Below are 22,518 nucleotides of genomic sequence, written 5' to 3' on the forward strand. Positions count from 1 at the left end.
TATGTCGCTAAATTTCCCGCTGTTGCTGGTCATCGCCGTCGCCGTCTGCGGTCTGTTGGCGTTGCTCGATCTGGTCTTTCTGGCGCCGCGTCGGCGTGCCGCCATTACCAACTATCAGGGCAGCGTCAGCCAGCCGGATGGACTGGTCATCGAGAAACTGAACAAGGAGCCGATGCTGGTCGAGTACGGTAAATCGTTCTTTCCGGTGCTGTTCATCGTGCTGGTGCTGCGTTCGTTCCTGGTGGAACCGTTTCAGATTCCTTCGGGATCGATGAAACCGACCCTGGATGTGGGCGACTTCATCCTGGTGAACAAGTTTTCTTACGGGATCCGCCTGCCGGTGATCGACAAGAAAATCATCGAGGTCGGTGATCCGCAGCGCGGCGATGTGATGGTGTTCCGCTACCCGAGCGATCCGAACGTCAACTACATCAAGCGTGTGGTCGGCCTGCCGGGCGACGAAGTGCGCTACACCAGCGACAAGCGCCTGCTGGTCAACGGCCAGTCGGTCGCCGAGCAACTGGTCGGCTCCGAGCCGGGTACCCTGGGCAGCGCGGAGCTCTACAAGGAAAAACTCGGCGCCGCCGAGCACCTGATCCGCAAGGAAATGAGCCGCTACCGGGCCACCCCGGATCGTCAATGGACCGTGCCTGCCGGGCACTACTTCATGATGGGCGACAACCGCGACAACTCGAACGACAGCCGCTACTGGGATGACCCAAGCATTCCCAAGGACCTGCTGGGCATGGTTCCCGACAAGAATATCGTCGGCAAGGCCTTCGCAGTCTGGATGAGCTGGCCCGAACCGAAACTCAGCCACCTGCCGAATTTCTCGCGGGTTGGCCTGATCAAGTAATCAAACACGGCGCTGTTGAACACAGCGCCGAATGCTTTTCTGGATCTTGTAGAACACCGGCCCGCCAGGCTCGGCAGCCTCCCAGGCGTCACCAGAAGCAGCAGTCAACGATATTCAGGATGTGGATTTGAACACAGCGTTAATTGCCACAGGCACCTCGTGCCTTGTCTCCAAGGTGGTGAAATTCAACCACGAACTCAGCGTGGGTAAACCGTGAGCGTTTCTTTGAGCCGTCTCGAGCGTCAGCTCGGTTACACCTTCAAGGACCAGGAACTGATGGTCCTGGCCCTCACTCACCGCAGTTTTGCCGGGCGCAACAACGAACGCCTGGAGTTCCTCGGTGATGCCATTCTCAACTTCGTCGCCGGCGAAGCGCTGTTCGAGCGTTTTCCCCAGGCTCGCGAAGGCCAGCTGTCGCGTCTGCGCGCGCGCCTGGTGAAGGGTGAAACCCTGGCCGTACTGGCCCGTGGTTTCGATCTGGGTGAATACCTGCGCCTGGGCTCCGGTGAGTTGAAAAGCGGCGGCTTTCGTCGTGAGTCGATCCTCGCCGATGCCCTGGAAGCGCTGATTGGTGCGATCTACCTGGATGCCGGCATGGAGGTCGCGCGTGAGCGCGTGCTGTCCTGGCTGACGTCCGAGTTCGACAGCCTGACGCTGGTCGACACCAACAAGGACCCCAAGACCCGCCTGCAGGAATTCCTGCAGTCGCGTGCCTGTGAACTGCCCCGCTACGAAGTGGTGGATATCCAGGGTGAGCCCCATTGCCGGACGTTCTTCGTCGAATGTGAAATCACCCTACTGAACGAAAAAAGCCGAGGTCAGGGTGTAAGCCGTCGCATTGCCGAACAGGTAGCGGCCGCCGCAGCACTGATTGCCCTGGGCGTGGAGAATGGCCATGACTGATACAACCGCAACACGCTGTGGCTATGTCGCCATCGTCGGCCGTCCGAACGTGGGCAAGTCCACGCTGCTGAACCATATCCTGGGGCAGAAGCTGGCCATTACCTCGCGAAAGCCGCAGACCACTCGGCACAACATGCTCGGCATCAAGACCGAAGGCGCCATCCAGGCGATCTACGTCGACACCCCGGGCATGCACAAGAGCAACGAGAAGGCGCTGAACCGCTACATGAACAAGACCGCCTCGGCGGCCTTGAAAGACGTCGACGTGGTGATCTTCGTCGTTGACCGCACCAAGTGGACCGACGAAGACCAGCTGGTGCTGGAGCGTGTGCAGTACGTGCAGGGCCCGGTGATCCTGGCGATCAACAAGACCGACCGTATCGAGGACAAGGCCGAGCTGATGCCGCACCTGACCTGGTTGCAGGAGCAGTTGCCGAATGCCGAGATCGTCCCGGTATCGGCCCAGCAAGGCCACAACCTGGAAGCCCTGGAAGGCCTGATCGCCAAGCACCTGCCGGAAAACGATCACTTCTTCCCGGAAGACCAGATCACCGACCGCAGCAGCCGTTTCCTCGCCGCCGAACTGGTGCGCGAGAAGATCATGCGCCAGCTGGGTGCCGAGCTGCCGTACCAGATCACCGTGGAAATCGAAGAGTTCAAGCAGCAGGGCAAGACCCTGCACATTCATGCCTTGATCCTCGTCGAACGCGACGGCCAGAAGAAAATCATCATTGGCGACAAGGGTGAGCGCATCAAGCGCATCGGCATGGAAGCGCGCAAGGACATGGAGCTGCTGTTCGACTCCAAGGTCATGCTCAACCTGTGGGTCAAGGTCAAAGGCGGTTGGTCCGACGACGAGCGTGCCCTGCGTTCGCTGGGCTACGGCGACCTGTAATCCTGCCCCGTCGCCGGCGCCTCGTTCCTGCAACGTGCAGGGGGCGAGCCGCTGGCGATAAAGGTTCAACGAACCTCCCCGTGGACCTGTCACTTTCTCAAGCCTTGAGATCCCCTCGACACCTATGTCCAGTAACGCTCCCATCGGCCAGCCCGCTTATGTCCTGCACAGTCGCGCCTATCGCGAGAGCAGTGCATTGGTGGACTTCCTCACGCCCCAGGGGCGGCTGCGCGCGGTGTTGCGTGGCGCGCGGGGCAGGGCCGGGACCCTGGCGCGGCCGTTCGTGCCGCTGGAAGTCGAATTTCGTGGGCGCGGCGAGCTGAAAAACGTCGGGCGCATGGAAAGCGCGGGAACCTCCACCTGGCTCAACGGCGAGGCACTGTTCAGCGGCCTCTACCTCAATGAGCTGCTGATCCGCCTGCTGCCCGCCGAAGACCCGCATCCGGCGATCTTCGAGCACTATGCGGCAACCTTGCTGGCTTTGGCCGAGGGCAGGGCCCTCGAACCCTTGCTGCGTGCGTTCGAATGGCGCCTGCTGGACGACCTGGGCTATGGCTTCGCCCTGGACATGGATATCCACGGCGCGCCGATTGAGGCACAGGGCATGTACCGCCTGCAGGTGGATGCCGGTCTGGAGCAGGTTCACCTGTTGCAACCAGGTCTGTTCAACGGCACCGAGCTGCTGGCCATGGCGCAAGCCGACTGGAGCGCCCCTGGCGCGCTGGCGGCGGCCAAGCGCCTGATGCGCCAGGCACTGGCGGTGCACCTGGGCGGTCGGCCCTTGGTCAGTCGCGAATTGTTTCGCAAGCCCTAGTCGTCCCATTACGCCAATACGCTCGAATCCTGCCTGGCTTGCTCGTGCGACCGAAAGCCGGCAGTTATTTTCGCCAGCGGACACTATATGCTGTGCACCGAATCTCTAACTCCTCAGGAGCGCTTCCGTGACCACCAGCAATCGCATTCTTCTTGGCGTGAACATCGACCACGTAGCCACCCTGCGTCAGGCCCGGGGCACCCGTTACCCTGACCCGGTCAAGGCGGCGCTGGACGCGGAAGAGGCGGGGGCCGACGGCATCACCGTGCACCTGCGCGAGGACCGCCGGCATATCCAGGAGCGCGACGTGCTGCTGCTCAAGGACGTGCTGCAAACCCGCATGAACTTCGAGATGGGCGTCACCGAGGAAATGATGGCGTTCGCCGAGCGCATCCGTCCGGCGCACATCTGCCTGGTTCCGGAAACCCGCCAGGAGCTGACCACCGAGGGCGGCCTGGATGTCGCCGGGCAGGAAGCGCGGATCAAGGCGGCGGTAGAGCGGCTGTCGAAGATCGGCGCCGAAGTGTCGCTGTTCATCGACGCCGATGAGCGGCAGATCGCTGCCTCTCGTCGCGTGGGCGCGCCCGCCATCGAGCTGCACACCGGGCGTTATGCCGATGCCGAAACGCCGAGCGAGGTGGCTGAGGAACTGCGGCGCGTGGCCGACGGCGTGGCTTTCGGCCTGGGCCAGGGCCTGATCGTCAATGCCGGCCACGGCCTGCATTACCACAATGTCGAGGCGGTCGCGGCGATCAAGGGCATCAACGAGTTGAACATTGGCCATGCGCTGGTGGCCCATGCGCTGTTCGTCGGTTTCAAAGGTGCAGTGGCGGAGATGAAGGCGCTGATCCTGGCGGCGGCCAAGGCCTGACGGAAACTCTGTAGCCGCTGCCGCAGGCTGCGATCGACCGGAACGGTCGTAGCGATTTTACGGTTGTCCAGGCCCTGTGGGCCTATCGCAGCCTTCGGTAGCGGTTACGACAGAGGGTTTAAAGCGGCGGGGTTTCCTGGGTCGGCTTGGTCTTGTCCACGCCCGGCACGTGCAGGTTGCCCTCGGCCACCTGGTCGCCTTCCAGCTGCGGCTGCGTGACCCAGGTCAGGATGTCGTAGTAGCGACGGATGTTGGCGACGAAATGCACCGGCTCGCCGCCCCGGGCGTAGCCATAGCGGGTCTTGCTGTACCACTGCTTCTGCGAGAGACGCGGCAGCATCTTCTTCACGTCCAGCCACTTGTTCGGGTTCAGCCCTTCCTTTTGCGCCAGCTTGCGGGCGTCGTCCAGATGGCCGCTGCCGACGTTATAGGCGGCGAGGGCGAACCAGGTGCGGTCCGGCTCTTCGATCTTGTCGTCCAGCTGATCCTTCATGTACGCCAGGTACTTGGCGCCGCCCTGGATGCTTTGCTTGGCGTCCAGGCGGTTGGACACGCCCATGGCCTGGGCGGTGTTCTGGGTCAGCATCATCAGGCCGCGCACGCCGGTCTTGGAGGTGACGCTCGGTTGCCACAAGGATTCCTGGTAGCCGATGGCCGCCAGCAGGCGCCAGTCGACCTTTTCTTCCTTGGCCGAGGCCTTGAAGTGCTTCTCGTATTTGGGCAGGCGCTGCTGCAGGTGCTGGGCAAAGGTGTAAGCGCCGACATAACCCAGGACGTCCACATGCCCGTAATAACGATCCTTCAGGCGCTGCAGGGTGCCGTTCTTCTGCACCTTGTCGAGGAAGGCGTTGATTTCGTTGAGCAGGCTGTTGTCTTCGCCGGCGGCCACGGCCCAGCTCTGGTTGCTGGCATCGCCAAGGTCGAAGGCCACGCGGATATTGGCGAAATACACCTGGTTCATCGCCACTTCGTTGGAATCCACCAGGGTCAGGTCGATCTGCCCCTCGTCGACCATGCGCAGCAGGTCGACCACTTCGACCTCGTCGGACTCTTCGTATTGAATGCCGGGGTATTTCAGCTTGAGTGCGGCCAGTTGCTCGGCGTGGGTGCTGCCCTTGAGCACCATGATCTTCTTGCCGACCAGGTCGCCCGCATCGGTAGGGCGGGACTGGCCGTTGCGGTAGATGATCTGCGGGGTGACTTCCAGATAGGTGTGGGAAAACCGGACTTGCTGCTTGCGTTTCTCGCTGCTGACCAGACCGGCAGCAGCCAGCACCGGGCCGTTAGGTTTACCCAGCTGGTCGAAGAGGTCGTCGAGGTTGTCCGCGGTTTCGATCTTCAGCGTCACCCCCAGGTCGTCGGCGAAACGTTTCACCAGCTCGTATTCGAAGCCGGTTTCACCGTTGCGATCCTGAAAGTAGGTGGCCGGGCTGTTACGGGTGACCACCCGCAGCACGCCATCCTCCTTTACTCGCTCGAGCGTGCTGGGTTTCTCAACGCAGGCACTGAGCATCAGGAAGAGTCCGGTTGCGATGAGCCATCGGGCACAGCGCGGACGTAAAGCCATAGGGGAAAACATCTGCGCAGTATACGCAAAGGACAACAACCGCCATATCTCGACAGCGAAGGGCTTGTCTGCTAGAGGTTCCAGCCCCCGGCCAGAGCCCTAGGGAATGGGCCTTCGGGGCCCGTGGAGAGGGGTGAAATAACCCTGCTGAATGGTCCTGACGAGCCTTTGTCACAGGGTGCTACGCGCAGGCCGACGTCTGGCCGCGCTCGGGCGTGCCGTTTCGGGTGCCGTCGCGGGCGGTTTAGGCTAGAATGCACGGCCTCAAAGCACACCCCCTTCCCGAGGCTGTCCCGAAGATGTTGATCCTGCGCGGCGCTCCTGCCCTTTCTGCCTTTCGCCACAGCAAACTCCTTGAGCAACTGAGCCAGAAGGTTCCAGCTGTCAGTGGCCTGTATGCTGAATTCGCTCACTTCGCCGAAGTTACCGGCGTCCTGACCGGCGACGAACAGCAGGTGCTTGCGCGCCTTCTGAAGTACGGCCCAAGCGTACCGGTGCAAGAACCTACCGGTCGTCTGTTCCTGGTGCTGCCGCGTTTCGGCACCATCTCGCCATGGTCGAGCAAGGCCAGCGATATCGCCCGCAACTGTGGCCTGAGCAAGATCCAGCGCCTGGAGCGCGGCATTGCCTTCTATGTGGCCGGTGAATTCAGCGACGCGCAAGCGCAGTTGATCGCCGACACTCTGCACGACCGCATGACCCAGATCGTGCTGGGCAACCTGGAGCAGGCTGCCGGCCTGTTCAGCCATGCCACGCCGAAGCCGCTGACCGCCATCGATATCCTCGGTGGTGGCCGCGCCGCGCTGGAACAGGCCAACACCGAACTGGGCCTGGCCCTGGCCGAAGACGAAATCGATTACCTGGTCAACGCCTTCCAGGGCCTCAAGCGCAACCCGCATGACATCGAACTGATGATGTTCGCCCAGGCCAACTCCGAGCACTGCCGTCACAAGATCTTCAACGCCAGTTGGGACATCGACGGCCAGAGCCAGGAAAAAAGCCTGTTCGGCATGATCAAGAACACCTATCAGATGCACAACGAAGGTGTGCTGTCGGCTTACAAGGACAACGCCTCGGTGATCGTCGGCAATGTCGCCGGCCGTTTCTTCCCGAACCCTGAAACCCGCCAGTACGGCGCGGTGCAGGAGCCGGTGCACATCCTGATGAAGGTCGAGACTCACAACCACCCGACCGCCATCGCCCCGTTCCCGGGCGCATCCACCGGTTCCGGTGGCGAGATCCGCGATGAAGGTGCAACCGGGCGTGGCGCCAAGCCAAAGGCCGGCCTGACCGGTTTCACCGTATCCAACCTGCAGATCCCGGGCTTCGAACAGCCGTGGGAAGTGCCGTACGGCAAGCCTGAGCGCATTGTCACCGCGCTGGACATCATGATCGAAGGCCCGCTGGGCGGCGCCGCGTTCAACAACGAATTCGGTCGTCCGGCCCTGACCGGCTACTTCCGTACCTTCGAACAGTCGATCGCCACCCCGCACGGTGATGAAGTGCGTGGTTACCACAAGCCGATCATGCTGGCCGGCGGCATGGGCAACATTCGCGAAGAGCACGTCAAGAAAGGCGAGATCGTCGTCGGCTCCAAGCTGATCGTCCTCGGCGGCCCGGCGATGCTCATCGGCCTGGGTGGCGGCGCCGCTTCCTCCATGGCCACCGGCACCAGCTCGGCGGATCTGGACTTCGCTTCCGTTCAGCGTGAAAACCCGGAAATGGAGCGCCGTTGCCAGGAAGTCATCGACCGTTGCTGGCAGCTGGGCGACAAGAACCCGATCAGCTTCATCCACGACGTCGGCGCGGGCGGTCTGTCCAACGCCTTCCCGGAACTGGTCAACGACGGCGACCGCGGTGGCCGTTTCGAACTGCGCAACATTCCAAACGACGAGCCGGGCATGGCCCCGCACGAAATCTGGAGCAACGAATCCCAGGAACGCTACGTTCTGGCCGTCGGCCCGGCCGACTTCGAGCGCTTCCAGGCCATCTGCGAACGTGAGCGTTGCCCGTTTGCCGTCGTCGGTGAAGCCACCGCCGAACCGCATCTGACGGTCACGGACAGCCACTTCGGCAACAGCCCGGTGGACATGCCACTGGAAGTGCTGCTGGGCAAGGCGCCGCGCATGCACCGTTCGGTGGTTCGTGAAGCCGAGCTGGGCGACGATTTCGACCCGTCGAACCTCGACATCGGCGAAAGCATCGAGCGCGTCCTGCATCACCCGGCCGTCGCGAGCAAAAGCTTCCTGATCACCATCGGCGACCGCACCATCACCGGCCTGGTGGCCCGTGACCAAATGGTCGGCCCATGGCAGGTTCCGGTGGCCGACGTGGCCGTCACCGCTACCAGTTTCGACGTCTACACCGGTGAAGCCATGGCCATGGGCGAGCGTACTCCGCTGGCGCTGCTGGACGCCCCGGCGTCGGGCCGCATGGCCATCGGCGAAACCCTGACCAACATTGCCGCGTCGCGCATCAACAAGATCTCCGACATCAAGCTGTCGGCGAACTGGATGTCCGCCGCCGGCCACCCGGGCGAAGACGCACGGCTGTACGACACAGTGAAAGCGGTCGGCATGGAACTGTGCCCTGAGCTGGGCATCACCATTCCAGTGGGCAAGGACTCGATGTCCATGGCCACGCGCTGGAACGACAACGGTGAAGAAAAAACCGTGACCTCGCCGATGTCGCTGATCGTGACCGGTTTCGCGCCTGTGGCGGACATCCGCCAGACCCTGACCCCGCAACTGCGCATGGACAAGGGCACCACCGATCTGGTCCTGATCGACCTCGGTCGTGGCCAGAACCGCATGGGCGCCTCGATCCTCGCCCAGGTGCACGGCAAGCTCGGCAAGCAGGCCCCGGACGTCGATGACGCCGAAGACCTGAAAGCCTTCTTCGCGGTGATCCAGGGCCTCAACGCCGACGGTCACCTGCTGGCTTACCACGACCGTTCCGACGGTGGCCTGCTGACCAGCGTGGTGGAAATGGCCTTCGCCGGTCACTGCGGCCTGAACCTGAACCTCGACGCCCTGGCCGAGAGCTCGGCCGAGATCGCCGCCATCCTGTTCAACGAAGAACTGGGTGCGGTGATCCAGGTGCGCCAGGACGCAACCCCGGATGTGCTGGCGCAGTTCAGCGCCGCCGGCCTGGGCGACTGCGTGGCGGTGATCGGCCAGCCGGTCAACAACGGCCATATCAACATCACCTTCAACGGCGAGAATATCTTCGCCGGCGAGCGTCGCCTGTTGCAGCGCCAGTGGGCTGAAACCAGCTACCAGATCCAGCGCCTGCGGGACAACGCCGACTGCGCCGAGCAGGAATTCGACGTCCTGCTGGAAGAAGACAACCCGGGCCTGAGCGTCAAGCTGAGCTTCGACGTCAACCAGGACATCGCCGCGCCTTACATCAAGAAAGGTGTGCGTCCCCAGGTTGCCGTGCTGCGCGAGCAGGGCGTCAACGGCCAGGTGGAAATGGCCGCGGCGTTCGACCGTGCCGGCTTCAACGCGATCGATGTGCACATGAGCGACATCCTCGCCGGTCGCGTCGACCTGAACGACTTCAAGGGCATGGTCGCCTGCGGCGGCTTCTCCTACGGCGACGTACTCGGCGCCGGCGAAGGCTGGGCCAAGTCGGCACTGTTCAACAGCCGTGCCCGCGACGCCTTCCAGGGCTTCTTCGAGCGCAGCGACACCTTCACCCTCGGCGTGTGCAACGGTTGCCAGATGATGTCCAACCTGCACGAGCTGATCCCGGGCAGCGAGTTCTGGCCGCACTTCGTGCGCAACCGGTCCGAGCAGTTCGAGGCCCGTGTGGCGATGGTCCAGGTCCAGGAGTCGAACTCGATCTTCCTGCAGGGCATGGCCGGTTCGCGTATGCCGATCGCCATCGCCCACGGCGAAGGCCATGCGGAATTCGAAAGCGCAGAAGCGCTGCTTGAAGCCGACCTGTCCGGTTGCGTGGCCCTGCGTTTCGTCGACAACCACGGCAAGGTCACCGAAAGCTACCCGGCCAACCCGAACGGCTCGCCGCGCGGGATTACCGGCCTGACCAGCCGCGACGGCCGCGTCACCATCATGATGCCGCACCCTGAGCGGGTATTCCGCGCCGTGCAGAACTCCTGGCGTCCGGAAGAGTGGAACGAAGATGCGGCGTGGATGCGCATGTTCCGTAACGCTCGCGTGTGGGTGAACTAAGGCCCGTGTACAAGCTCAGCTTTTTCGTCCCGCCCAGCCACGTGGAAGTGGTCAAGAACGCCGTATTCGCCGCCGGTGGCGGACGGATCGGCGCTTACGACCAGTGTGCGTGGCAGGTGCTGGGCCAGGGCCAGTTTCGCCCGTTGGACGGCAGCCAGCCGTTTCTCGGGCAGACCGGCCTGGTCGAGCAGGTGCAGGAATGGAAAGTCGAGCTGGTGGTGGCCGACGAGTTGATCCGCAGCGTGGTGATGGCCCTCAAGCAGAGCCATCCCTACGAGACACCGGCTTATGAAGTCTGGCGTCTGGAAGACTTCTAAGGCCCCGCCCATGAAAAAGCCCGCTGAACCGGTAACGGTCAGCGGGCTTTTTTGTGCCTGCTCTCCGGCAGGAGAGGGTCAGACCTTGGCGCTGACCTCGCTGCGGTTGATCAGGCTATCCAGGGCTTGGCTCAGGCTCGCGGCCTTTTCCCCGATCAGCAGGTGCCAGACACCATCGTCGAGCTGGCTGGAACCCTGGCAGCCGAGGTTCTTCAGCTGGCATTCCGACAGCGCCTTGTTGTCGCCCAGTTGCACCCGCAGGCGGGTCATGGCCACGCAGTCCAGTTGCAGCACATTGTCGCTGCCACCGAAGGCGTCCAGCCATTTCACGGCTTCCTGGGGCGCAATGCTCACCGCTGGCGGTGTTTCGAAGGCCGCGGCGGCAGGGCCAGGCTGTTCCAGTGGCTTGCCGCCGCTGGGCATGGCCAGGCGGATTTCATCGGCGATGCTGTCGGCCAGCGGGCCGACCACCACCTGCAGGCTGCCGCCCTTGCCGGGACGCACCACGGCCATGGCGCCCAGGGCCTTGAGGTCGTTGTCCGATGCCTTGCTGCGGTCGGCCAGTTCCAGGCGCAGGCGGGTGGTGCAGGCGCCGACGGTTATCAGGTTGTCCGCGCCGCCCAGGGCCTGGATATAGGCACCGGCGCGCTGATTGTTGGTCATGGCGGCTTTTTCGCTGCCTGGAGTGTCTTCGCGGCCCGGGGTTTTCAGGTTGAAGCGTTTGATGCAGAAGTCGAACACCAGGTAGTAGATCACCGCGTACAGCAGGCCCACCGGGAACACCAGCCAGCCGTTGGTGGAGCGACCCCAGCCGAGGGCCATGTCGATGGCGCCGCCGGAAAAGGTGAAGCCCAGGTGGATGTTCAACAGGTTGGTCAGGGCCATGGACAGGCCGGTCAGCAGGGCATGCACCAGGTACAGCATGGGGGCGAGGAACATGAAGGCGAATTCGATCGGCTCGGTGACGCCGGTGAGGAACGAGGTCAGGGCCATCGACAGGAAAATCCCGCCCATCACCTTGCGCCGCTCCGGCAGCGCATTGCGGTACATGGCCAGGCACGCTGCCGGCAGGCCGAACAGCATCATCGGGAACATGCCGGTCATGAACTGGCCGCCCTTGGGGTCGCCGGCGAAGTAGCGGGTCAGGTCGCCGGTGACCACGGCGCCGGTGGCCGGGTCGGTGAAACTGCCGAAAATGAACCACGCCATGTTGTTCAGGATGTGATGCAGGCCGGTGATGATCAGCAGGCGGTTGAACACACCGAACACGAAGGCGCCGAGGCTGCCGCTTTCCATCAGCAACTGGCCGAAGCTGTTGATGCCGTGCTGGATCGGCGGCCAGATCAGGCCGAACACCACCCCCAGGCCGACGGCGCTGAAACCGGTGACGATCGGCACGAAGCGCCGCCCGCCAAAGAACGCCAGGTATTCCGGCAGCTTGATGTCCTTGAAGCGGTTGTACAGGGCACCGGCCAGCAGGCCGCTGATGATCCCGGCGAGCATGCCCATGTTGATGCTGGCATCGAGCACCTTGAGGGTCGCCACCATCACCAGGTAGCCGATGGCCCCGGCCAGGCCGGCGGTGCCGTTGTTGTCCTTGGCGAAGCCCACGGCGATGCCAATGGCGAAGATCAGCGCCAGGTTGGCGAAGATGGTCTGGCCGGCATCGTGGATGATCGCGATGTTCAGCAGGTCGGTGTCGCCCAGGCGCAGCAGCAGGCCGGCGATCGGCAGGATCGCGATCGGCAGCATCAGGGCACGGCCCAGGCGCTGCAGGCCTTCGATGAATAATTGGTACATGGCGTGTCTCCCGGTGTTCTTGTTATTCAGCTCAGGGGCCAGTGTTGGTGGCAGGCATGACGCACCGCCGAGGCACTGCTCAGGTTCAGCAGCTCATGGCTGAGGCGTCGGCATTGCGCAGCGTCCAGTTGGCGGACCCGCTCCTTGATTTCGCCCACTTGCGGTGGGCTCACCGACAGCTCGCTGACCCCCAGGCCGATCAGCACCGGCGTCGCCAGCGGGTCGGAGGCCAGTGCACCGCACACGCCGACCCAGCGCCCATACCTGGCCGCGCCGGTGCAGGTCTGGGCGATCAGCCGCAGCAGCGCCGGGTGCAACGCATCGACCCGCGCGGCCAGGCCGGCATGGTCACGGTCCATGGCCAGGGTGTATTGCGACAGATCGTTGGTGCCGATGGAGAGGAAGTCGGCGTATTCGGCCAGTTGCTCGGCGAGCAGGGCGGCGGCCGGGACTTCGATCATCACCCCCAGCTCCGGGCGCTGGCTGATCCCCAGCTCGGCGCACAGGCAATCGATGCGTTCGCGGATATGCAGCAGTTCGTCGAGCTCGCTGACCATCGGCAGCAGGATGCGGCAGCGTTGCAGCGGGCTGACCTGCAGCAGGGCCCGCAGTTGCTGGTCGAGCAGTTCCGGGCGGGCCTGTGCCAGGCGAATGCCGCGCAGGCCCAGCACCGGGTTGGCTTCCACCGGCAGCGGCAGGTAGTCCAGTTGCTTGTCGCCGCCGACGTCTATGGTGCGGATGATCACCGACTTGTCGCCCATGGCGTCGAGCACGGCCTGATAAGCCAGACGCTGCTCCTGTTCGTCGGGGGCGGTATGCCGGTCGACAAACAGAAACTCGGTACGCAGCAGGCCGACGCCATCGGCACCGTTGGCATGGGCGGCCTGGGCTTCCTGGCTGGAGGCGACATTGGCGGCGACCTCGATCGCCTGGCCGTCGAGGGTCCTGGCCGGCAGCTGGGCCTGTTGCTGTTGTTGCTCGCGCCGCTGCTGGCGGAGCAGATGGCTCTGCCGGACCTGTTCGATACGCGCGCTGTCCGGCGTCAGTTCCAGGCGACCGTGGTCGGCATTCAGTACCACTTGCTGGCCTTGCGGCACATCGAGAAGCTCCGAGCCCAGGGCCACCAGGCAGGGCAGGCCCTTGCCGCGTGCCAGGATCGCCACGTGGGAGGTGGCGCCGCCGGCCGCCATGCACAGGCCGGCAGCGCCTTGCTCGCTCAGTTGCAGCAGGTCGGACGGGGTCAGTTCGTGGGCCGCGACTATGGCGCCGGCCGGCAACTGGTAATGCCAGGCCTCGCCGAGCAGGGCGCGCAGGACCCGCTGTTGCAGGTCGCGCAGGTCGTTGGCGCGTTCGGCGAGCAGGGCATTGCCCAGTTGCAGCAGGATCTCGCACTGTTCGCCGATGGCGTCGCTCCAGGCGTGGGTGGCGGCGCGTCCCTGGCCGATGCTCTGGCGGGCGGCGTCCAGCAGCGCCGGGTCTTCGAGCAGGGCCAGATGGGCGGCGAAGATCGCTTCTTCCTGGTTGTCCTTGCGTTGCCGGGCGTGCTCCAGGGTGCCGCGAATGTCGCTGCGAACCTTGTCCAGCGCCAGGTCCAGCGCCTGCAGTTGCTCCTGTGGCGGGTGATCGCCGCTGTCTTCGGGCAGGGTCATGGCGGTCAGGTGAAACAGCGGCCCGCAGACCAGCCCGGGGGCGGCGCAGACGCCCTGGATCACCCCGGCTTCGGCGGGGCGCTGGGGCGCGACGGCCTTCACCGCTGGCGCCGCGGCATGGGCGTCTTCGGCCAGCGGGGTGGCGAGGGCGTCCAGCAGCGCCAGCAGGGCGGCCTTGCAGTCCTTGCCCTGGCAACTGACCCGCACCTCGTCCTGCTCGCCGACCCCCAGCCCCATCAGGCTGACCAGGCTGTCGCAGGACGCCGACTTGCCGTTGAAATGCAGGTGCGCCTTGCTGCTGAAGCCCTGGGCGGTCTGGCGGATCAGCGCGGCCGGCCGGGCATGCAGGCCGCCACGATGATTGACCCGGGTCTGGCCTTCCACCTCGTCGGTCGAGGTGTCACCCGCTTCCGCCTGAGCCGTGTTGGCCGCGCGTGGAACGATGTGCAGCAGCGGTTCGCCGACTTTCACCGATTTCAGGGTGATGGGCAGGGTCTGGAAGTGTTCGCCGTTGGTCAGGATCATCAGGCTGATCAGGCTTTTGCTGTTGCGCGCGACCTGGTCGAGATCGAAGCGCAGCAGGGCCTGGCCGCTGCTGACCCGGGCGCCTTCCTGCACCAGCATGGAGAAACCCTCGCCTTGCAGCTGGACCGTGTCCAGGCCCAGGTGCAGCAGCAGTTCCGCGCCATTGTCGGCGCGCAGGGTCACCGCGTGGCCGGTGCGGGCGGCATGCACCACCACGCCGGCGCAGGGGGCGTGCAGGGTGTTGTTCAGCGGGTCAATGGCGATCCCGTCGCCCATGGCGCCGCTGGAAAACACCAGGTCGGGCACTCTGGCGAGGGTGAGCACCGGGCCGCTCAAGGGGGCGCCGAGCGTCAGGTCTTTATTGTTGTTGTGCATGGCGCAGTACTCATCCGTTGAAGGAAAGGCTCAGTGGGTGCGGGTCACTTTGCTCAGGTGCCGTGGCTGATCCGGGTCCATGCCCCGGGCCTCGGCAAGGCTTGCGGCCATGCCGTAGAAACTCTGGATCGCCAGGATCGGATCGAGGGCCGGGTGTTCGGCCCGGCCCAGGGTCAGGTCGCGTTCGACGATGTCGTCCGGCGCCGCCAGCAGCACCCGGGCGCCACGCTGGCGCATGTCGGCGGCAAGGCTGATCAGGCCGGCCTGCTCCGCTCCCCGTGGGGCGAACACCAGCAGCGGGTAGTTGTCGCCGATCAGCGCCATCGGGCCGTGGCGAACTTCCGCGCTGCTGAAGGCTTCGGCCTGGATCGCCGAGGTTTCCTTGAGTTTCAGCGCCGCTTCCTGGGCGATGGCGAAACCGGCGCCACGGCCGATCACCATCAACCGTTGGCTATCGCGCAAGGCCTCGACGGCCGGGCTCCAGTCCTGGGTCGCGGCTTCGCGCAGCCCCTGGGGCAGGGCGAGGCCGGCTTCCAGCAACTGCGCGTCCAGTTTCCAGTGGGCGATCAGGCGGGCGCTGGCGCTGAGGGTAGCGATAAAGCTCTTGGTCGCGGCCACGCTGCGTTCGGCGCCGGCGTGCAGCGGCAGGCAGAACTCGCTGGCGGCTTCCAGCGGGGTGTCCTGGGCGTTGACCATGGCCACGCTCAAGGCCCCGCGTTTGCGCAGCAGGCGCATGCTGTTGACCAGGTCGGGGCTCTGCCCGGACTGGGAAAAGGCGAATGCCGCCTGGCCGCTGACCCGCAGCGGCGCCTGTTGCATGGTCACCACCGACATCGGCAGGGATGCGACCGGGAAGCCCAGCTGCTGCATGGTCAGGTAGGCGAAATAGCTGGCGGCATGGTCGGAGCTGCCGCGAGCGACGGTCATCACCACTTGTGGCGGCTGGCGGTTCAGGCGCCCGGCCACCTCGATCAGTTGCGGGTCCAGGTGCTGCAACTGGCCTTCGACGGCCGCGGCGGCGGACAGCGCCTCTTCAAGCATTTTTGAAGTCAATGTCTTCTCCTTCGACCATCACGGCGGTCAGTGTGAGTGAGCGGTCCAGGCACACGCAGTCGGCCCAGCTGCCGACCTGCAAGCGCCCGCGTTCGGCCAGGCCGAGATAATCGGCGGGAAACTGTGACAAGCGTTGCGAAGCCTCGGCCAGGGGCAGGCCGATCTTCACCAGGTTGCGCAAGGCCTGGTCCATGGTCAGGGTGCTGCCGGCCAGGGTGCCGTCCGGCAGGCGCACGCCACCCAGGCATTTGGTCACGGTGTGGCTGCCGAGCTTGTATTCGCCGTCCGGCATGCCGGCTGCCGCGGTGGAGTCGGTGACGCAGTACAGGCAGGGGATCGAGCGCAAGGCCACGCGCATGGCGCCGGGGTGCACGTGCAGCAGGTCGGGGATCAGTTCCGCGTACTGGGCGTGGGCCAGGGCGGCGCCGACTATGCCGGGCTCGCGGTGATGCAGTGGGCTCATGGCGTTGTACAGGTGGGTGAAGCTGGTGGCCCCGGCGTCGAGTGCGGCCACGCCTTCCTCATAGCTGCCCAGGGTGTGGCCGATCTGCATGCGGATACCGCGGGCGCTGAGGGCGCGGATCAAGGCGTCATGGCCGGCGATTTCCGGGGCGATGGTGATCACCCGGATCGGCGCCAGGCGCAGGTATGCCTCGACTTCGGCCATCAGTGCGGTGTGGGCGAAATTGGGCTGGGCACCGAGCTTGCCCGGGTTGATGTACGGGCCTTCCAGGTGCACACCGAGTACCCGGGCGCTGCCGCTGGGGCGCTGTTCGCAGTATTCGCCCATGGCGCCCAGGACCCGGGTGATCTCCTCGGTCGGCGCGGTCATGGTGGTGGCCAGCAGCGAGGTGGTGCCAAAACGCACGTGGGTGCGGGTGATGGTCTCGAACGCCGGGGCGCCTTCCATGATGTCCTTGCCGCCGCCGCCGTGCACATGCAGGTCGATGAAGCCCGGCAGCAGGTAGGGCAGGTCGTTGTCCGCCGGGTCGCAGGGGCTGCCTTCGATGCCGGTGACCTTGCCGTCCCGGTGGTTCAGGCGGCCGCGAATCCAGCCTTGTGGGGTGAGGATGTTGTGTTCGGACATGGGCAGCTCTCTGGGACGGATTCTTGGCGACTCGGCGGCCAGGCTCAGCGACGCAGCTCGGCGACGAAGTCGTAATAGTCGTTGCGGCAATAGGTGTCGGTGACTTCGATCGGGGTGTTGTCCTCGAGGTAGCCGACACGGGTCATCAGCAGCATCGCGGTGCCGGGGGCGATGCCCACCAGGGCGGCGAACTCGGCGCTGGCGTTGATCGCCTGGATGTGCTGCAGGGCACGGACCACCGGGCGGCCGATGCCATCGAGGTAGGCGTAGAGCGAGTCGCCCACGGCATCCGGCTGAGCAATGATCGTGGCCGGCAGGGTGCTCATTTCGATCGCCATCACCGTGTCGTCGGCTTTGCGCAGGCGCTTGAGGCGCGCCACCTTGTCGTTCGGCGACAGGCCGAGGCGGATCAGTTCTTCGTGGGTCGGCGTGGTGATTTCCCGCTCCAGCCATTGGGAGCCGGGCACGAAGCCCTTGAGGCGGAGCATTTCGCTGAAGCCCGACAGCCGCGACAGCGGTTGTTCCAGGCGCGGGGTAATGAAGGTGCCGGAGCCCTGGCTGCGGCGGATCAGGCCTTGTTCGAACAGCACTTCCAGGGCCTTGCGCGCGGTGACGCGGGAGATATTGAGCATCTCGCTCAGGTTGCGTTCCGAGGGCAAGGCCTGTTCGGCTTTCCACTGTCCGGCATGGATCGCGGCTTCAAGGTTGCGCGCCAGTTGCAGGTACAGCGGGGTCGGCTGGGTATCGTCAGGGCGCAGGGCCAGGATGTGGTTCATCTGTCGAGATTCCGATGCGTTATTGGTTTGTTGTCGCCCGGTAATGTGGCAAAAACTAATACCACTTAAATACCATGTCAACGCCAGTAGTGTGACGATGATGCACGAAAACAGGCGCTTTATGGGCGTTGGCGGGGATGGTTTGGGAAAGTGGTATTAGGGCGGTCTGGCCGCGAATGCGAAAATCGCAGGGGCGGCGGTTTTTCGAACGGGAATTGGTATTCACCTTTCGAAGCCGGCGCGGCCTGCGATTTTTTTTGTAACGGAGGTGTTTTAGCGGCGTTTCAGCGAGGAATCAGGGGCGGATTTCGATCATCGTGCCGTCCGGGACCAGGCCCCAGACTTCGCGCATGTCGACGTTGCGCATGGCGATGCAGCCGTCGGTCCAGTCCAGGGTATGGAAGTACTGCTCGGGGTAGTCTTCGCTGTCCGGAGTGCCGTGGATCATGATCATGCCGCCGGGCTCCACGCCCTCGCGGCGCGAGCGGGCGGAATCGCTGATGTTCGGGTAGGAGATATGCATGGCCAGGTTGAAGCGGTCGCTGGTCTTGCGCCAGTCCAGCCAGTAGAAGCCTTCCGGAGTGCGCTTGTCGCCTTCCATGAGCTTTGGCCCCTTGGGTCGTTTACCCAGGGAAATGCGGTAGGTCTTGATGGGTTTGCCGTCGTTGATCAGTTGCAACTGATGGGCCGACTTGAGGACCAGGACTTTTTCGATGACCTTGCCGTTCAGGGTATCCGTCGCGGAGGCGTGGGAGACCGCGATAACCGAGTAGCAGAAAAGAGCGAGCAACCAGCGCATGAAACGATATCCCTAAGAGTACACAGGTGCCGCGTACGTTTTGTTGTTTAAGTGAGGGCAGGCTGAGCCAGGGGCGGAATGGACTCGGAACGCACGGGGTAGTCCTCGTTCCGCCGGTCAGCGAAGAAACATTCTAAGGTACGCCCGACCGTGCGAAAAGCCAGCTCGGACCAGGGAATGTCGGCTTCTTCGAAAAGCCGAACTTCCAGGCTCTCTGCGCCAGCGGCGAAATCCAGGTCCGCCAGCTCGGCGCGGAAGAAGACATGCACCTGGCTGATGTGCGGGACGTCGATCAGGGTATAGATGCTCAGGTTGCGGACCCGGGCGCAGGCCTCCTCGAACGTCTCGCGAATCGCCGCCTGTTCGACGGTCTCGCCGTTCTCCATGAAACCGGCCGGCAGCGTCCAGTAGCCACGACGCGGCTCGATCGCGCGTCGGCACAGCAGCACCTGGGTACCCCAGGTAGGCAGGCAGCCGGCGACTATGTTCGGGTTCTGGTAATGGATGGTCTGGCAGTTGTCGCAGACAAAACGCAGGCGTGAATCGCCTTCGGGAATGCGCTGGGTGACCGGGTGACCGCACTGGCTGCAGAATTTCATGCTGGGTATCCGAAAAGGCTGCGCCTATCTTGGCGTGCACGGGGCTTTGTCGGCAAGTTGTCGTTACGCGACATGGCGTGGATCGGGGCTTGGGCGGTCGGTTTGTTTGGTGCATGATGCAAGGTAGTCGACAGATCGAGAAGACTCATGCTGGACGAGCTACTGCACCGGGTAAGCAACCATACGCCGCGACCGCTGGAGACGGATCGACGTTTCCCCGAGGCCGCCGTGCTGGTGCCCATTACCCGCAGTGACGAGCCCGAGCTGGTGCTGACCCTGCGCGCCAAAGGATTGTCCACCCACGGCGGCGAAGTGGCGTTCCCCGGCGGCCGCCGCGACCCGGAAGACCCCGACCTGGTTTTTACCGCCCTGCGCGAAGCCGAAGAGGAAATCGGCCTGCCCCCGGGGCTGGTGGAAGTGATCGGCCCCCTGAGCCCGCTGATTTCCCTGCACGGGATCAAGGTCACGCCCTATGTCGGGGTGATTCCCGATTACGTCGAATACCTGGCCAATGACGCCGAGATCGCCGCGGTGTTCAGCGTGCCGTTGGAGTTTTTCCGCCAGGACCCGCGCGAGCACACCCACCGCATCGATTATCAGGGCCGCAGCTGGTACGTACCGAGCTACCGCTTCGGCGAGTACAAGATCTGGGGCCTGACGGCGATCATGATCGTCGAGCTGATCAACCTGCTGTATGACGCCCAGATCAGCCTGCACCAGCCGCCCAAAAGCTTTATCAATATTTGAAGCCATCGCTCGTATGGCCTGAACCCCACTGTGTATATGAACCTGCCTGGCCTTGAGGACAACAATATGAAATACCGCCTGGGCGACGCCCGTGTCGAAACCCACCCGCAAAGCTGGGTCGCACCCAATGCCACGCTGGTGGGCAAGGTCAAGCTGGAGGAGGGGGCCAACGTCTGGTTCAACGCGGTGCTGCGTGGCGACAACGAGCTGATCCTGATCGGCAGGAACAGCAACGTGCAGGATGGCACGGTGATGCATACCGACATGGGCTTTCCGCTGACCATCGGCACCGGCGTGACCATTGGCCACAACGCCATGCTGCATGGCTGCACCGTCGGCGACTACAGCCTGATCGGCATCAATGCGGTGATTCTCAACGGCGCGAAGATCGGCAAGAACTGCATCATCGGCGCCAACTCGCTGATCGGTGAAGGCAAAGAGATCCCCGACGGTTCGCTGGTGATGGGCTCGCCGGGCAAGGTGGTCCGTGAACTGACCGAGCAGCAGAAGAAGATGCTCGAAGCCAGCGCCGCGCACTATGTGCATAATTCCCAGCGTTACGCCCGCGATCTGGCCGAGCAAGAACAATGACCGAACCCGAAAAACCCGTCCGTTCGCCCTGCGTGAGCATTTGCGCGCTGGACGATGACGATATCTGCACCGGTTGCCAGCGCACGGTGAGCGAGATCACCCGTTGGAGCCGCATGGACAACGCCGAGCGCCGTGAGGTGCTGGCGCTGTGTCATGAGCGCGCCAAGTCCAGCGGGGTGCTGTGGATGATCGGCACCCAGTCCGGCTAGACGGCTATCTCGGGCCAGCCCCCGTCTGGCCCATCCCATCCGCCTGAAGTACCCTGTGCGCCTTACTGACAGGTACTTTTCGCCCCATGCTCTTCCTGATCGCCTATATCGGCAGTGTCGTACTGATCAACTACGCTTTTTCTACCGCTCCGCACCTGGACATCATCTGGTCGGCCTGGGGCGGGCTGGTGTTCGTCCTGCGGGACATGGTGCAAACCCGCTTCGGTCATGGCGCGCTCGTCGCCATGCTGGTGGCGCTGGTACTGTCCTACGTGACCTCCGAGCCGGCCATTGCCCTGGCCAGCGCCACGGCGTTCGCGGTCTCCGAGTGCATCGACTGGCTGGTGTTCAGTATCACCAAGCGCCCACTGCACGACCGCCTGTGGATAAGTTCGGCGTTGAGCATTCCCCTGGACACCTTTATCTTTTTCGGCCTGATCGATGCGTTGACCCCGGGCGTGATCCTCACCGCGCTGGGGTCGAAGTTCGCCGGCGTGACCGTGGTCTGGCTGGCCATGGCCTGGCGTTTGCGCAAGGCGGCGTGCGCCAGCTGAGGCCAAAGCGCGCGGTTCATGTAAAATGCCGCGCTTTCTTCCCCATGGGCCGCCCGCCTGGTGCGCGACCCTCGATGATCCGCTCCTTTTTGAGGACTTTCAGATGACCCGTATCGGAACTCCATTGTCGCCAACCGCGACCCGCGTTTTGCTGTGTGGCTGTGGTGAGTTGGGCAAGGAAGTGGTGATCGAGCTGCAACGCCTGGGCGTTGAGGTGATTGCCGTGGATCGCTACGCCAATGCGCCGGCGATGCAGGTCGCCCATCGCAGCCATGTGATCAACATGCTCGACGGTGCCGCGCTGCGTGCAGTGATCGAGGCGGAGAAGCCGCACTTCATCGTGCCGGAGATCGAAGCCATCGCCACCGCCACCCTGGTGGAGCTGGAGTCCGAAGGGTTCACCGTGATCCCGACCGCCCGGGCCGCCCAGTTGACCATGAACCGTGAAGGCATCCGTCGCCTGGCCGCCGAAGAACTGGACCTGCCGACCTCGCCTTACCACTTCGCCGACACCTTCGAAGACTACCGCAAGGCGGTGGACGACCTGGGCTTCCCTTGCGTGGTCAAGCCGGTGATGAGTTCCTCGGGCAAGGGCCAGAGCCTGCTGCGCAGCGTCGACGACGTGCAGAAAGCCTGGGACTACGCCCAGGAAGGCGGGCGTGCCGGCAAGGGCCGGGTGATCATCGAAGGTTTCATCGATTTCGATTACGAAATCACTCTGCTGACCGTGCGCCACGTTGGCGGCACCACCTTCTGCGCGCCGGTCGGCCACCGTCAGGAGAAGGGCGATTATCAGGAGTCCTGGCAGCCCCAGGCCATGAGCCCGAAAGCCCTGGCCGAGTCCGAGCGCGTGGCCAAGGCCGTGACCGAGGCCCTGGGTGGCCGTGGCCTGTTCGGCGTCGAGCTGTTCATCAAGGGCGACCAGGTCTGGTTCAGCGAAGTGTCGCCGCGTCCCCATGACACCGGCCTGGTGACCCTGATTTCCCAGGACCTGTCGCAGTTCGCCCTGCATGCGCGGGCGATTCTCGGCCTGCCGATCCCGTTGATCCGTCAGTTCGGCCCGTCGGCTTCGGCGGTGATCCTGGTGGAAGGCCAGTCGACCCAGACCGCTTTCGCCAACCTGGGCGCGGCCCTGAGCGAGCCGGATACGGCCCTGCGCCTGTTCGGCAAGCCCGAAGTCAACGGCCAGCGCCGCATGGGCGTGGCCCTGGCGCGCGACGAGTCGATCGAGGCCGCGCGGGCCAAGGCGACCCGCGCTTCCCAGGCGGTCGTTGTAGAGCTGTAAAAAACATCGCGGGCAAGTCGGATCGCCGCCCGCTCGCTCCTACAAGGGTT

At 64.2% G+C, this 22,518-nt stretch carries 20 protein-coding genes; 12 read left to right on the forward strand and 8 right to left on the reverse strand.

All coding sequences use genetic code 11. From position 1 onward, the window contains the following. Position 1 precedes the first annotated feature (1 nt). The 5 genes from lepB (at position 2) to pdxJ (ending at position 4,339) form a co-directional block, all read left to right on the forward strand. Positions 2 to 856, forward strand: a complete 855-nt coding sequence (lepB, locus tag AC07PQ_RS10165; protein WP_007932153.1) for a signal peptidase I — start codon at positions 2 to 4, stop codon at positions 854 to 856. 213 nt (positions 857 to 1,069) lie between these two features. Continuing rightward, positions 1,070 to 1,759, forward strand: a complete 690-nt coding sequence (gene rnc, locus AC07PQ_RS10170) for a ribonuclease III (RefSeq protein WP_009042306.1) — start codon at positions 1,070 to 1,072, stop codon at positions 1,757 to 1,759. Continuing rightward, positions 1,752 to 2,654: a GTPase Era gene (gene era / locus AC07PQ_RS10175; protein ID WP_007932155.1), complete on the forward strand. Its 903-nt coding sequence runs from the start codon at positions 1,752 to 1,754 to the stop codon at positions 2,652 to 2,654. Before rnc ends, era begins: the two co-directional genes overlap by 8 nt. A 124-nt stretch (positions 2,655 to 2,778) precedes the next feature. Next, positions 2,779 to 3,468, forward strand: coding sequence for a DNA repair protein RecO (gene recO / locus AC07PQ_RS10180; RefSeq protein ID WP_493185447.1), 690 nt, complete (start codon positions 2,779 to 2,781; stop codon positions 3,466 to 3,468). Positions 3,469 to 3,595: 127 nt separating this feature from the next. Then, a complete protein-coding gene (gene pdxJ / locus AC07PQ_RS10185; protein WP_007932164.1) occupies positions 3,596 to 4,339 on the forward strand; it encodes a pyridoxine 5'-phosphate synthase in 744 nt (247 codons plus the stop codon). 118 nt (positions 4,340 to 4,457) lie between these two features. On the opposite strand, the gene mltF is transcribed toward pdxJ, so the two are convergent. Continuing rightward, the gene (gene mltF / locus AC07PQ_RS10190; protein ID WP_053259738.1) at positions 4,458 to 5,918 is read right to left on the reverse strand and encodes a membrane-bound lytic murein transglycosylase MltF; all 1,461 of its coding nucleotides are present in this window, start codon (positions 5,916 to 5,918) and stop codon (positions 4,458 to 4,460) included. Positions 5,919 to 6,205: 287 nt separating this feature from the next. On the opposite strand from mltF, the gene purL reads away from it, so the two are divergent. Then, positions 6,206 to 10,102: a phosphoribosylformylglycinamidine synthase gene (purL, locus tag AC07PQ_RS10195; RefSeq protein ID WP_457275694.1), complete on the forward strand. Its 3,897-nt coding sequence runs from the start codon at positions 6,206 to 6,208 to the stop codon at positions 10,100 to 10,102. Between the two features lie 5 nt (positions 10,103 to 10,107). After that, complete coding sequence (locus AC07PQ_RS10200) at positions 10,108 to 10,419, forward strand: YqfO family protein (protein ID WP_124319272.1); 312 nt, start codon at positions 10,108 to 10,110, stop codon at positions 10,417 to 10,419. A gap of 78 nt (positions 10,420 to 10,497) precedes the next feature. On the opposite strand, the gene nagE is transcribed toward AC07PQ_RS10200, so the two are convergent. The 7 genes from nagE to AC07PQ_RS10235 form a co-directional block, all read right to left on the reverse strand. After that, entirely contained in the window at positions 10,498 to 12,219 is a 1,722-nt protein-coding gene (gene nagE / locus AC07PQ_RS10205) for an N-acetylglucosamine-specific PTS transporter subunit IIBC (protein WP_493185448.1), read from the reverse strand. Between the two features lie 26 nt (positions 12,220 to 12,245). After that, a complete protein-coding gene (ptsP, locus tag AC07PQ_RS10210) occupies positions 12,246 to 14,768 on the reverse strand; it encodes a phosphoenolpyruvate--protein phosphotransferase (protein ID WP_493185449.1) in 2,523 nt (840 codons plus the stop codon). 30 nt (positions 14,769 to 14,798) lie between these two features. Next, on the reverse strand, positions 14,799 to 15,821 hold the full coding sequence (locus AC07PQ_RS10215; RefSeq protein WP_493185450.1) for an SIS domain-containing protein: 1,023 nt from the start codon (positions 15,819 to 15,821) through the stop codon (positions 14,799 to 14,801). Continuing rightward, the gene (gene nagA, locus AC07PQ_RS10220; RefSeq protein WP_087091336.1) at positions 15,802 to 16,908 is read right to left on the reverse strand and encodes an N-acetylglucosamine-6-phosphate deacetylase; all 1,107 of its coding nucleotides are present in this window, start codon (positions 16,906 to 16,908) and stop codon (positions 15,802 to 15,804) included. Before nagA ends, AC07PQ_RS10215 begins: the two co-directional genes overlap by 20 nt. A gap of 44 nt (positions 16,909 to 16,952) precedes the next feature. Beyond that, complete coding sequence (locus tag AC07PQ_RS10225) at positions 16,953 to 17,684, reverse strand: GntR family transcriptional regulator (RefSeq protein ID WP_009042314.1); 732 nt, start codon at positions 17,682 to 17,684, stop codon at positions 16,953 to 16,955. A 295-nt stretch (positions 17,685 to 17,979) separates the two neighbouring features. Continuing rightward, positions 17,980 to 18,483 carry a L,D-transpeptidase family protein gene (locus tag AC07PQ_RS10230; protein ID WP_007927719.1) on the reverse strand — a complete coding sequence of 168 codons (504 nt, stop codon included), beginning with the start codon at positions 18,481 to 18,483 and terminating at the stop codon, positions 17,980 to 17,982. Between the two features lie 47 nt (positions 18,484 to 18,530). After that, on the reverse strand, positions 18,531 to 19,082 hold the full coding sequence (locus AC07PQ_RS10235) for an NUDIX hydrolase (protein WP_007927716.1): 552 nt from the start codon (positions 19,080 to 19,082) through the stop codon (positions 18,531 to 18,533). Positions 19,083 to 19,229: 147 nt separating this feature from the next. Between AC07PQ_RS10235 and AC07PQ_RS10240 the strand changes: the two genes are divergently transcribed. The 5 genes from AC07PQ_RS10240 (at position 19,230) to purT (ending at position 22,468) form a co-directional block, all read left to right on the forward strand. After that, positions 19,230 to 19,829: a CoA pyrophosphatase gene (locus AC07PQ_RS10240; protein WP_007927715.1), complete on the forward strand. Its 600-nt coding sequence runs from the start codon at positions 19,230 to 19,232 to the stop codon at positions 19,827 to 19,829. A gap of 66 nt (positions 19,830 to 19,895) precedes the next feature. Then, positions 19,896 to 20,420 carry a gamma carbonic anhydrase family protein gene (locus AC07PQ_RS10245; protein ID WP_007927713.1) on the forward strand — a complete coding sequence of 175 codons (525 nt, stop codon included), beginning with the start codon at positions 19,896 to 19,898 and terminating at the stop codon, positions 20,418 to 20,420. Then, positions 20,417 to 20,629, forward strand: coding sequence for a DUF1289 domain-containing protein (locus AC07PQ_RS10250; RefSeq protein ID WP_007927703.1), 213 nt, complete (start codon positions 20,417 to 20,419; stop codon positions 20,627 to 20,629). Before AC07PQ_RS10245 ends, AC07PQ_RS10250 begins: the two co-directional genes overlap by 4 nt. Before the next feature lie 86 nt (positions 20,630 to 20,715). Then, complete coding sequence (locus AC07PQ_RS10255; RefSeq protein WP_007927702.1) at positions 20,716 to 21,183, forward strand: VUT family protein; 468 nt, start codon at positions 20,716 to 20,718, stop codon at positions 21,181 to 21,183. 103 nt (positions 21,184 to 21,286) lie between these two features. Beyond that, positions 21,287 to 22,468, forward strand: coding sequence for a formate-dependent phosphoribosylglycinamide formyltransferase (purT, locus tag AC07PQ_RS10260; protein WP_007927694.1), 1,182 nt, complete (start codon positions 21,287 to 21,289; stop codon positions 22,466 to 22,468). The last annotated feature ends 50 nt before the right edge of the window (positions 22,469 to 22,518 follow it).

This window comes from Pseudomonas sp. GW821-FHT09E12, from assembly GCF_059416085.1.